At 58.3% G+C, this 10,537-nt stretch carries 14 protein-coding genes; 4 read left to right on the top strand and 10 right to left on the bottom strand.

Translation table 11 applies throughout. The annotated features are described in order from the left end of the window. Together HU811_RS20110 and glcD are read right to left on the bottom strand one after the other, a co-directional pair. Positions 1-326: FAD-binding protein (locus HU811_RS20110; protein WP_186657707.1), on the bottom strand; the 326-nt coding region annotated here is incomplete at its 3' end. 5 nt (positions 327-331) lie between these two features. Further along, complete coding sequence (gene glcD, locus HU811_RS20105; protein WP_186657699.1) at positions 332-1,831, bottom strand: glycolate oxidase subunit GlcD; 1,500 nt, start codon at positions 1,829-1,831, stop codon at positions 332-334. A gap of 250 nt (positions 1,832-2,081) precedes the next feature. On the opposite strand from glcD, the gene glcC reads away from it, so the two are divergent. Next, positions 2,082-2,855 (top strand): transcriptional regulator GlcC, encoded by a 774-nt coding sequence (glcC, locus tag HU811_RS20100; RefSeq protein WP_092458813.1) that lies wholly within the window; start codon positions 2,082-2,084, stop codon positions 2,853-2,855. 102 nt (positions 2,856-2,957) lie between these two features. Continuing rightward, positions 2,958-3,119 carry a DUF2986 domain-containing protein gene (locus HU811_RS20095; RefSeq protein ID WP_092399943.1) on the top strand — a complete coding sequence of 54 codons (162 nt, stop codon included), beginning with the start codon at positions 2,958-2,960 and terminating at the stop codon, positions 3,117-3,119. A gap of 134 nt (positions 3,120-3,253) precedes the next feature. Here HU811_RS20095 and HU811_RS20090 read toward each other — a convergent pair whose 3' ends face one another. Then, positions 3,254-4,552 (bottom strand): SLC13 family permease, encoded by a 1,299-nt coding sequence (locus HU811_RS20090; RefSeq protein WP_186657696.1) that lies wholly within the window; start codon positions 4,550-4,552, stop codon positions 3,254-3,256. A gap of 34 nt (positions 4,553-4,586) precedes the next feature. Then, positions 4,587-5,411, bottom strand: a complete 825-nt coding sequence (locus HU811_RS20085) for an amidohydrolase family protein (protein WP_186657694.1) — start codon at positions 5,409-5,411, stop codon at positions 4,587-4,589. A gap of 166 nt (positions 5,412-5,577) precedes the next feature. On the opposite strand from HU811_RS20085, the gene HU811_RS20080 reads away from it, so the two are divergent. Then, positions 5,578-6,315: a GntR family transcriptional regulator gene (locus HU811_RS20080; RefSeq protein WP_186657691.1), complete on the top strand. Its 738-nt coding sequence runs from the start codon at positions 5,578-5,580 to the stop codon at positions 6,313-6,315. On the opposite strand, the gene dapF is transcribed toward HU811_RS20080, so the two are convergent. The 6 genes from dapF to HU811_RS20050 form a co-directional block, all read right to left on the bottom strand. Further along, on the bottom strand, positions 6,297-7,118 hold the full coding sequence (dapF, locus tag HU811_RS20075) for a diaminopimelate epimerase (RefSeq protein WP_186657688.1): 822 nt from the start codon (positions 7,116-7,118) through the stop codon (positions 6,297-6,299). The genes HU811_RS20080 and dapF overlap by 19 nt on opposite strands. Continuing rightward, on the bottom strand, positions 7,109-7,474 hold the full coding sequence (locus HU811_RS20070) for a VOC family protein (protein WP_092399951.1): 366 nt from the start codon (positions 7,472-7,474) through the stop codon (positions 7,109-7,111). Before HU811_RS20070 ends, dapF begins: the two co-directional genes overlap by 10 nt. Positions 7,475-7,581: 107 nt before the next feature. After that, complete coding sequence (locus tag HU811_RS20065) at positions 7,582-7,983, bottom strand: PaaI family thioesterase (RefSeq protein ID WP_092399953.1); 402 nt, start codon at positions 7,981-7,983, stop codon at positions 7,582-7,584. Positions 7,984-8,069: 86 nt separating this feature from the next. Beyond that, entirely contained in the window at positions 8,070-8,633 is a 564-nt protein-coding gene (locus tag HU811_RS20060) for a GNAT family N-acetyltransferase (protein ID WP_186657685.1), read from the bottom strand. Positions 8,634-8,678: 45 nt separating this feature from the next. Continuing rightward, positions 8,679-9,278: a hypothetical protein gene (locus tag HU811_RS20055; protein WP_367616243.1), complete on the bottom strand. Its 600-nt coding sequence runs from the start codon at positions 9,276-9,278 to the stop codon at positions 8,679-8,681. Positions 9,279-9,433: 155 nt separating this feature from the next. After that, complete coding sequence (locus HU811_RS20050) at positions 9,434-9,889, bottom strand: GNAT family N-acetyltransferase (RefSeq protein ID WP_186657682.1); 456 nt, start codon at positions 9,887-9,889, stop codon at positions 9,434-9,436. Positions 9,890-10,002: 113 nt separating this feature from the next. Here HU811_RS20050 and HU811_RS20045 point away from each other — a divergent pair, with 113 nt between their 5' ends. Then, the gene (locus tag HU811_RS20045) at positions 10,003-10,479 is read left to right on the top strand and encodes a GNAT family N-acetyltransferase (protein ID WP_186657702.1); all 477 of its coding nucleotides are present in this window, start codon (positions 10,003-10,005) and stop codon (positions 10,477-10,479) included. The last annotated feature ends 58 nt before the right edge of the window (positions 10,480-10,537 follow it).

Genomic DNA, 10,537 nt, shown 5'->3' with positions numbered 1-10,537 from the left:
GGGCCCGACAGGCCTGCCGCAACCATCCCGCCGAGGGTCGCGGCGCCGGCAAATTGTGCAGGCTCGCAGGTGAGCATCTGCCCGGCCGCGTCCAGCGCCGCCTCCAGCTCAGCCAGCGGCGTGCCGGCGCGCGCGGTGATCACCAACTCGGTCGGGTCGTAGCTGACAATGCCGCGGTGGACACGGGTATCGAGCACGTCGCCTTCAACCTTGCGACCAAGAAACGCCTTGCTGTTGCCACCCTGAATGCGCAACGGCGTAGCGCTATTGAGGGCGTGATTGACTTGTTCCAGCAGCGCCTCGCTGGCGTCGCAGTCATGCTGCATCACCATTAGAAACGCTCCAGTTCAGGAAAAGGCAATTGGCCGTGGTGCACGTGCATGGCACCGAATTCGGCACAGCGGTGCAGGGTCGGAATGTTCTTGCCGGGGTTGAGCAGGCCACGCGGATCGAAGGCGGCCTTCACCGCGTGGAACAGGGTCAGTTCGTCACTGTTGAACTGCACACACATTTGATTGATCTTCTCGCGCCCCACCCCGTGTTCACCGGTGATGCTGCCGCCCACCTTGACGCAGAGTTCGAGAATCTTGCCGCCCAGGGACTCGGCCCGCTCCAGCTCGCCGGGTTGGTTGGCATCAAACAGAATCAAGGGGTGCATGTTGCCGTCACCGGCATGGAACACGTTGGCCACACGCAGGCCGAACGCCTCGGACAGCTCACTGATGCCCTTGAGCACGCCGGGCAGTTCACGCCGTGGAATGGTCCCATCCATGCAGTAATAGTCCGGCGAGATGCGCCCGACGGCCGGGAAGGCGTTCTTGCGCCCCGCCCAAAACTTGACCCGTTCAACCTCATCGCGGGCCATGCGCACTTCGGTGGCGCCGGCCTCGCCCAGCACCGCGCGAACACGCTCGCAATCGTCGTGCACGTCGGCCTCCACGCCGTCCAGTTCGCACAGCAGGATAGCCTCGGCGTCCACCGGATAACCGGCGTGAATAAAGTCCTCAGCGGCGCGAATGGCCAGGTTGTCCATCATCTCCAGGCCGCCAGGGATGATCCCGGCCGCGATGATTTCACCGACTGCGCGCCCGGCTTTCTCCACCGAATCAAAGCTGGCCAGCAACACCTTGGCCACCTGTGGCTTGGGCAGCAGCTTGACCGTGACTTCGGTGATGATCCCCAGCATGCCTTCGGAACCTGTGAACAAGGCGAGCAGGTCGAAGCCGGGCGAATCCAGGGCATCGCTGCCCAGGGTCATGCGCTCGCCTTCAACCGTGAGGATTTCCACCTTGAGCAGGTTGTGCACGGTCAGGCCATATTTGAGGCAGTGCACGCCTCCGGCGTTCTCGGCGACGTTACCGCCAATCGAACAGGCGATCTGCGAAGAGGGGTCCGGTGCGTAATACAGGTCGTAAGGGGCGGCAGCCTGGGAGATCGCCAGGTTACGAACGCCCGGCTGAACACGAGCGAAACGCCCTTCTGGATTGACTTCGAGGATGTGCTTGAAGCGCGCCATCACCAGCAAAATCCCCTGGACCAACGGCAACGCACCACCGGACAACCCTGTCCCTGCCCCGCGAGCCACCACCGGCACACGGCGTTGATAGCAAAGTTTGAGCAGGCGTTCGACGTGTTCGATGCGTTCAGGCAATACCACCAACATCGGGGTGGTGGTGTAGGCAGAGAGCCCGTCGCACTCGTAGGGTTTGAGGTCTTCCTGGGTGTGCAGCACTTGCAGGTCTGGAAGCTGCTGGCGCAGTTCCGCCAGCAGCGCTGACTTGTCCACTTCAGGCAGCGCCCCATCAACGCGCTCGTCGTACAAAATACTCATGGCAGCCGTTCTCGCTTTATTGTTCTTTTGTGCGGCGTCGGTCGCGAGCCGGCCGCTTGTTATGCGCTATATGTAGAGCCTTGCAGGAGGGTCGTCTATTAGCGAATGAACTGGTATGACCAGTTTTTTCAAGCCAACCTCTAACCAGTCTTTTCCAATGGCCTTACATATAAAGGGCTTGGTAGCTATATTAGGCGCAGCGTGAATGACCATTTAGAACTGGTACTACCAGTTAGCCGAGGCCCCTGACATGCTCGAAGAAACCTCCGGTGTTCGCCGTCAGGTCAGTGATGTGGTCGCCGAGCGGATCGAACGATTGATCGTCGATGGCGTGCTCAAGGTGGGCCAGGCGCTGCCCTCGGAGCGCCGCCTATGCGAAAAACTGGGAATATCCCGCTCGGCGCTGCGTGAAGGGCTGAAAGTGCTACGTGGGCGCGGCATTATCGAGACCGCCCAAGGCCGTGACTCACGGGTGGCGACCCTGAACGGGAACCGCGATGCCAGCCCACTGATGCACCTGTTCAACTCGCAGCCGCGCACCTTGTTCGATCTTCTGGAAGTGCGCGCACTGCTGGAAGCCGAATCAGCACGCCTGGCCGCCTTGCGCGGCACAGACGCGGACTTTGTCCTGCTCACCCGACGCTATGAAGAAATGCTCGCCGCCCACAGTCAACCCGTACCTGCCGAGCCGCGCGAACATGCCCGCCTTGACCACGCCTTCCACCTGGCGATCTGCGAGGCCTCGCACAATCCGGTGTTGCTGCATACCCTGCAGTCGTTGACCGATTTGATGCTCAGTACGGTGTTCGCCTCGGTCAACAACCTCTACCATCGCCCTATGCAAAAACGCCAGATCGACCGCCAGCACACCCGGCTCTATCACGCCGTCATCGAGCGCCTGCCGGAACAGGCTCAGCGCGCTGCGCGTGAACACATCCACAGCATCCGCGACAACCTCAAGGAGATCGAACAGGAGGAGCAACGCCTGGTCCGTGCGACCATGCGTCTGGAGGGTTGGGGGTAGGTTTCTGGGTAGCAGGGCCGCCTGGGAAGCGCAAAATCAATGCTTGGCTTCACACCCAAACTTTCACCATCATCCAAGTCTTTGCAAACCGAGTAGAAAAGTATGAATCGTCGTAAAAAAATAAATCAGTTACTCAAAGCTCACGCAAAAAAGGCGAGTGCCAAACTGGCCCCGCCAAAGAAATCCAAATACATCAGTAAGGCTGACCGGTTAAAGCTGGCTGCTGAACCCGCTCCTGAGGCACTCATTACCCCTGAATCTTGAGCGCCAGCCAAACCAGCAATGGCGGTAGAAGTGGGGGCTGCTGCGCAGCCCAGCGGGAGCAAGCTCCCTCGCCACAATGGTTAAGGCAGGCCTTGAGTGAATGGCACCTCCCGGACCTGCCAAGCGAAAACTCTTTAGATAAAAGTCAGCGCAAGGTTAAACAGCATCGCCGCGACGAAGCCGATGGGCGCGGCACGCAGCAGCAATTGAGGAAATAGCCGGGTTCGGCTCTGCTCATCGGCGCAGGAGCTCAAGATCAGGCTGCCGCCGGAGGAGAACGGCGAGATAGAGGTGGCTTGGGCGCCAACCACGATACTGATGAACAGCACCATAGGGTCGATTGACATGGCCGCGGCCAGTGGCGGCACCATGGGGAACAACGCCGGCGTGACCACGCCCAAGGTGCTGGCGAAAATCGACATCAGCGCAGCGACGACACCGAACACCAGGGCTACCAGCACCGGTGGGATATTGCCGCCGATCCACGATGCCAACGCGTCGATGGCGCCGGCCTTGATCGCCACCGAAATCAGCATGCCCACACCGCAGATCATGATCAACGTGCCCCAAGGCAGCGAGGCGATGGCTTTGCGCTCGTCGCCCAGCTTAAGCATCAGCGCGATCACCGAGAACACGCTGGCGATCAGGCCGATGTCCACCTTGGAATTGACGAACGTCACCGTCGCGTTGTCGGGGAACAGGATGTGCGCGATGGGCCCGGCCAACACGATCAGCATCATCAGCAAGGTCAGCCACAAGGTGATTTTCTGCTCACGGTTGAGCGGGCTCGGCGCCTCGATCGCGACCGCCGCATTCTTCAGCGCGCGGCCGTGACCGGCGAAAAACACGAACGCGGTGATGACCACCAGTGGAATGACCATGGTGCTGGCGAAAATGGCCAGGCCATTGATGAACGCTTCACTTTCGGGAACACCCAGGCCGGTCATCAGGCCACGGAAGATGATGCCGCTCTGGCTGGAAACAAAATTGGCACCGCCCAGGGCCCCGTAGTTCACCGCCATGCCACCGAGTATCAGGCTCATGCCCGTGCGCTGGCACAGCAACAGCGTCAGCGGGGCCATGAAAGCCAGCACCGTGTAGTAACCCGCGCCGAGCCCGGCAATCAGGCAAGCGGTCAGGAACACCGCATAAGGCAACAGGTGCGGCACGTTACGACAGAGATAGAGCAGGTGTTCGGCCAGCTTCTCCAGCGTGCCGTTGACGATGGCGAAGCTGTAGAACAGGCAGACCGAGAAGATGATGAAGAAAATCTTCAACGGCCACATGCCGATGATTTCGGAAGGACTCAAGCCCATGCCGAAACAGCCCAGTAGATAGGCAAAGGCGATGGCGAACAGGCCGATGTTGATTTTGGTGGTGTATCCCAGCGCGACAGCAAGAACGATCGCGGCGACGACGTACAGGCTCATCATGATGTGTGTTCCGTATTATTTTGTTATGGGAAGTTCAACGCGTCGACGCAGCAAAGCCGAACAGGATCGTGGGGTTATCCACCAACACCTGCCGGCGCTCAACCGGGTCGGGAAACAAGGCGTGCACAAAGGCCAACTGCGCGTCGTAGCCGGTGCGCGATTCGAACTGGGTATGGGGCCAATCGCTGCCCCAGACAAAACGCTCGATACCGCCACACGCCTGGCGCAATTGCGCCAACACGCCAACCGCGCGGGGCAGGTCTGACTGACTGCGATAGGCGGCAGACAACTTGATCCACAGCCTGTCCTCGCCGAGCAAGGCCAGGAAGCCGTGATGGGCTGGGTTATTCGGGTCGATACCCTGGGAGGGAAGACCGAAGTGGTCCACAACCACCGTGACGCCGGTCGCCAGAACGAACGGGACTATCAGGACCAAGGCGTCGAAGCCACACTGGATTTCAACCTGCCAGCCAAGCCGGGCCAGTCGCTGGTAAAAAGTCTGCCAGCGCACATCGGTGTAGTCCTGCGGCGCCTTGCCGATCAGATTCAAGCGAACGCCTACCACGCCCGCCTTGGCTAATGCTTGGAGTTGCGCATCCTCGATGTCCGGCTCGACCACCGCGATGCCGCGCAAACGTTGCGGGTAACGTTGCAGGGCCTCGACCATGAAATGGTTGTCGGTGCCCAGAAAGCTCGGCTGGATGAGCACGCCATGGGCAAGGTTGCTGCGATCCAGGTGCCCCAGATAGTGCTCGGCCAAGGCGTCGTAATCAGGGCTGTAGCGCCGATCACTCGCCATGGGCAAGTCATGCCGGAAGATGTGGGCGTGGGTATCTATGCCTTCGAACGACAGGGACATCAGGAAGCTGCCTTTGTTGATTTTTGTGGGAGCCCGCCAGGCATGTAAGGCTATTACAGACCTGAAATTCATATAGATGACTGGATGACCATATCTATAAACAACCATCCCTGTCAACGCGATGACTGGGGTAAAGTGACGCATTACCTGGAATCGGATTGACGGTATGGCCCTTACACACCTTGGACATGACGAGCGACTGCCGCTCTATCAACGACTGCGTGAAGAGATGCTGGCGAAAATCGCCGCAGGTGAATGGCTGCCCGGTGAAGCCATTCCCACCGAGGCAGAACTGACCCGCCAGTACGGCGTTGCCGTGGGCACGGTGCGCAAAGCGGTGGAAACGCTGGTCGGGGAAGGGTTGCTGCTGCGCGTCCAGGGCCGTGGCACGTTCGTGCGTCGGCCCAACTTCGACGGTTCACTGTTTCGATTCTTTCGACAGGTCGATGCCAGCGGTCAATCGCAAGTGCCGCAAAGCCGCATCCTGAGCCGCACCCAGGAAATCCCGGACGCCCACGTGCGCCAGGCGCTGAATCTGACCGAGCACGACTCCACCATCCGCCTGGAGCGCCTGCGCCTCATGGATGGCAGGTCGTTGTTCCACGAGCAAATCTGGCTGCCAACCGCTCGCTTCGGCGCCCTGCTCGACACCGATCTGAGCGACTTCGGCACCCTGCTCTACCCTTTCTATGAAGAACGCTGCGGCATGCGTGTAGCGTCTGCGCGAGAAACCCTGACCGTCGCCTCGGCCGATGAGCCACTGGCCGCCACGCTGGGAGTCACCGTCGGCAGCCCAGTGGTGGTGGTCGAACGGGTGGCCCTGGGCTACGACCGGCAACCACTGGAATACCGACTGTCGCGGGGTGCGGCCGATACTTTCCGTTATCAGGTGGAGATTTGCTGAGCAGTGTCGGTGAAAACTCCGGAAAACGTTGCCTGTACCGGCCCGATGAGAAAGACCGACCCAACGCCATCCCATTGAACCGTCACGCTTCCACCATCACATTCAACCTCAACGCGATGGTCCAATAAGCCTCGACGGATTCCGTTAACAGCGGCGCCGCAGGAGCAGGAGCCTGATCCGAGTGCGATGCCACCGCCCCGCTCCCATATGCGCAAACGAATGTGCTTTCGATTGATGACCTGGACGAAATGCACGTTGGTCTTGAGCGGGAACAGGGGGTGGGTTTCGATCGCCGGACCGATTGTCGCGATATCAACGTCGGCTAGATCATCCACAAAGTAAGTGCAGTGTGGGTTGCCCATGCTGCACGCTATCGGGCTACCCGCCATTGGCAAAACAGCGCTGTCCAGGTCCCCAGCCAAGGGAATGTCCGACCAGCCGAAAAGCGGCTGCCCCATGTTGACGGAAATTGCGCCGCTTGAAGTTCGTTCGCAAGTGAGCAAACCGCGGTGGGTGCGCAGCGTTATCGAAGTCACATTCGCTTCGCGCATCAACCGATCCGCCGCGCCCCGCGTCGCGCTGCCGCAAACGTCCAGCGCGGAGCCATCTGCATTCCAGAACATCAGGCGTGCGTCTGCATCCTCACAATCGAGCATTACCGCGAGCTGGTTGAAACCGATGCCTCGATGGCGATCACCCATTCGCCGGGCCATGGCACTGGTTAGAGGATTTTTTGAGTTTCGCGAATCCACGAGGATGAAGTCATCGCCATTGGCGTGCATCTTATGAAAGCTCAGTGGCATGCAAACGCTCTACTGGAGATAGAAATGGCATTGCCATCAGGGTCTTTGGCATTGGCGAATGAATAACCGTCGGCCTGGTGGATGGCGCCAAACTTCAAGCCTTGGGCCATGCACTTTTCCTTGAAGCCCTCAACATCCCGGGTATCAAAAACAAGCTTGACCGTGACTTGTCCCGTTTTAACGGCCTTCCCTGCCGGGTGAACCATCAGAATCGCGCCACCGTTTACAGACCTCAATTGCGTGACGCGATCATCAGCATGTTTTTCACTGACAAAGCCGAAATGACGCTCATAAAAAACGCAGGTCGCCTGGACGTCCCGTACATACAACATTATTCGATTAAGTAGCGGTTCCATGCGTTCTTCCTTGATCACTGCTGACGGAGAAACCAAGCGCCCCGCGGATCATCGCAGTGGGAGCTCGGATGTAAGACTCGACGTTGGTAGTGCGTCTCCAGATGCTTTCAACCCACCACAAGAAAAGACGCGCTGGCTCGCACCACGCGCTCCCCTCCAGCGCTTATATAGGTATTAGCGAAAACCAGTCGACTACCGGTTTTTTGAATATCAACGGCAGCCTCCAACCAATCGCCGACCTTAGCGGAGCCGGCAAAATCAGTGGTCATTGTGGTCGTTACGAGCTTCAGAGGAGGATCTTTCGAAAAGGCCGCGCTGTAGCCCAAAGCAATATCAGCCAGCGCCATGAACAACCCTCCGTGAGCGAGTCCACGCGCATTGGTGTGTTTCTCCTCGACCCAAATCCCAACGGTAAAACCTTCAGAGTTTTCCCGATAGTAGAAAGGGCCTAGTAGATCAAGAAAAGGACTGCTCCTAAATAACGGTTTGAAACCCTGTGGAATATCCATTTCACACTCCTTGACCCTGTAGACATACTCAGGTCTGGCGACTGTAGTTGATGGTCGTTAAAGACGGCCTGGTTCATTTGCCCTACTCAATTCGTCCTAGAAGCAGCTTTTTTCTCGAGCCACGCTTCCCGCGTCATTTCCCAAACTTCCTTAAGCAACGAACCACAGACAAATTCCCCCTGCTGCGTTGCAATCATACGCATCCCTTCATGCTCCGAAACCTTGCGCGAAGCATGATTGCCCATCGCCTTGGGCACTTGCATGACGGGACGCCCCAGGGTTTCAAACCAATAGGCGTTGATAACTTCACAGGCTTCGCGCATGTAGCCCTTTCTCTGCCACTGAGGTGCCAGCCAAAAGCCTCGGTTGTTGCCCGGCTGATCGTACAGGCTGATGCTGCCAATGCACTGTGCCGCGTCTTCAGCGATACGAATCATCCAATGCCATTCGCGCCCTGCTGCAATGGCAGGGAGTGCGTGGTCGCGAACGTAAGTCAGTGCGCCGTCAGCCGGGTAAGGCCATGGCACGCGACTGTCGAGATAACACACCACTTCCCAATGGGGAAACAGCTGTTGAATAGCTGGTGCATCGGCCAACTGCACAGGCGTGAGGATGAGACGGCGGGTCTGGAGCGTGGGGATGGTTTCCATAGTGAAGTCCTTTTCAAACGTTATCGCACCCTGGAAATGTCCACTCTAAAAGTTATCCGTCACTCTGCACAATTTGCTTTCCTTCAGCGGGACCGAGGAATACCGCACTGTTGCACCGGCCACTTGCTTGAGTGTGACCCCGCACCGGTAAAACCCCACGGCGTCCAGTTGGTAATCCGCCCCTGCCTTGGGGACAAAGCTGAACATGTTGTAGCACTGATCACCAATGTAATGAAAAGCGATGGGCTGCCCTGCAGGCACCAACAGCTCGGTCATGACAGTCGCGGATGAACGCTCGCTGACAGCCGGCATGCCCAGGCTTTCACCGTTGCGATTGGCGTAGCCATCCCGGTACGCCACCATCACACCGGCGCCCGGCAGACGAAAGTCGACGCAGTCGGACTTGGGCACGCCCCGGATCATGCCGTCGCTGATCACCCGCAATCGTGCTGTCTCACCACCGTCAGGTGTCGAGTAGGGCGTGGAGAAAGAACGGACATCCGTCAACGCTCCGCATCCGCTGAGCAAGGCCAGGAGGCTGATGCCCCAGGCATGTTGCAGCAGTCCAATACTCGGCAGGCGGAACGATGGGGTATTCGAAACGGTGTGAGTCAGGGATTTGAGGGGGCGAGAAGGTTCGCTCACGATGATGCTCCATGCGGGTCAACTATCCAGAGGTCAACGACCACCGAAAGGGTCGCGATGTCAGCGTGGGTTTTATAGAAGGTTCACAGGCCCGCTGCAATGCCTGCCCTGAACCAAAAGCGGTGTGCCCCAGCGAGGCAGGGATTGAGCAGGCACTACTTCAACAACCATTTGCGCATGATAATCGTGCGCTCGGCGCCGTAGAGTTCGTCACGTACCTTTTGAAATCCCAGCGCCGTGTAAAAGCCCTCTGCCGTGATGGAGGAAGGCACGTGCAAAACGTCCAGGTCCCTGTCGAGAGCATCTGAACAAATGACAGACATTAGTTGTTTGCCGATGCCTTCTCCCTGGCACCGCGGTTCGACAAAAACACTTCTGACAACACCCCCATCGAGGCTGGCCGTGGCGACGACACATTGTTCGACAGACGCCACATAAACCCGACGCTGCTCCATCAATTGCTGAACCGCCTGAGCAGAGAAGCTGCGCTCCACCTGGGCGATGACCTCGGGTGGGTAATCGTTGGCGTTGGATTGACGCAAGGCGCTGATCACAACGTTGCTTATCGATTCTGCATCCTCAGGTGTTGCGAGACGAATGTGGGCTTCCATCTTGAGTGCTTGCTCCGGGTGATCAGCGATCAATGCAGCTGTTGTACCCCTTCACAATCCGAAATAGCCAGGTTATTTATACGGATCATCCCAGGATGATATTAGAGCGCATGATGCCCTTCACACCCGATTTCCTCACCACCTTGATCCCCGCTCAACAAAGCGACCTGGACGATCTGGTCGCTATTCGAATCGAAGCCATGCGCGAAAGTCTTGAGCGTGTCGGGCGCTTTGATCCAGTGCGCGCACGCGAACGATTTCTTGGCAATTTTGAACCAGACTGCACACGCCACATCGTGGTAACAGGAGAGAGGGTGGGGTTCGTAGTCATCAAACGTCACGACAATGAACTCTTGCTTGACCACTTGTACGTGCGCCCTGGCGCGCAAGGATCAGGAGTAGGCTCTGCTGTTCTCAGCCAAATATTCAAAGAGGCAGATGCCGCTGCGCTGCCTGTCCGGGTGGGCGCTCTCAAAGAAAGCGCGTCGAATCGTTTTTATATCCGCCACGGTTTCCAACTCGTCGAAAGCGGCGAGTTCGACAATTATTATCTGCGACAGAACGGTCCGGCAGCCGACCCAAATCGTTAGCCGCCGACACCTTGCTGCCTTAATGACTTCCATAAAAAAACGGCTCGTCTATTCGACG

The sequence above is a fragment of the Pseudomonas tehranensis genome (assembly GCF_014268615.1).
GTDB lineage: Bacteria > Pseudomonadota > Gammaproteobacteria > Pseudomonadales > Pseudomonadaceae > Aquipseudomonas > Aquipseudomonas tehranensis.
This window is presented reverse-complemented; position numbering and strand designations above follow the sequence as displayed.

Excerpts from the sequence above, each read along its gene's own strand:
- glcD (WP_186657699.1), bottom strand. The coding sequence starts at position 1,831 with ATGAGTATTTTGTACGACGAGCGCGTTGATGGGGCGCTGCCTGAAGTG.
- glcC (WP_092458813.1), top strand. The coding sequence starts at position 2,082 with ATGCTCGAAGAAACCTCCGGTGTTCGCCGTCAGGTCAGTGATGTGGTC.
- HU811_RS20095 (WP_092399943.1), top strand. The coding sequence starts at position 2,958 with ATGAATCGTCGTAAAAAAATAAATCAGTTACTCAAAGCTCACGCAAAA.
- HU811_RS20090 (WP_186657696.1), bottom strand. The coding sequence starts at position 4,552 with ATGATGAGCCTGTACGTCGTCGCCGCGATCGTTCTTGCTGTCGCGCTG.
- HU811_RS20085 (WP_186657694.1), bottom strand. The coding sequence starts at position 5,411 with ATGTCCCTGTCGTTCGAAGGCATAGATACCCACGCCCACATCTTCCGG.
- HU811_RS20080 (WP_186657691.1), top strand. The coding sequence starts at position 5,578 with ATGGCCCTTACACACCTTGGACATGACGAGCGACTGCCGCTCTATCAA.
- dapF (WP_186657688.1), bottom strand. The coding sequence starts at position 7,118 with ATGCCACTGAGCTTTCATAAGATGCACGCCAATGGCGATGACTTCATC.
- HU811_RS20070 (WP_092399951.1), bottom strand. The coding sequence starts at position 7,474 with ATGGAACCGCTACTTAATCGAATAATGTTGTATGTACGGGACGTCCAG.
- HU811_RS20065 (WP_092399953.1), bottom strand. The coding sequence starts at position 7,983 with ATGGATATTCCACAGGGTTTCAAACCGTTATTTAGGAGCAGTCCTTTT.
- HU811_RS20060 (WP_186657685.1), bottom strand. The coding sequence starts at position 8,633 with ATGGAAACCATCCCCACGCTCCAGACCCGCCGTCTCATCCTCACGCCT.
- HU811_RS20050 (WP_186657682.1), bottom strand. The coding sequence starts at position 9,889 with ATGGAAGCCCACATTCGTCTCGCAACACCTGAGGATGCAGAATCGATA.
- HU811_RS20045 (WP_186657702.1), top strand. The coding sequence starts at position 10,003 with ATGCCCTTCACACCCGATTTCCTCACCACCTTGATCCCCGCTCAACAA.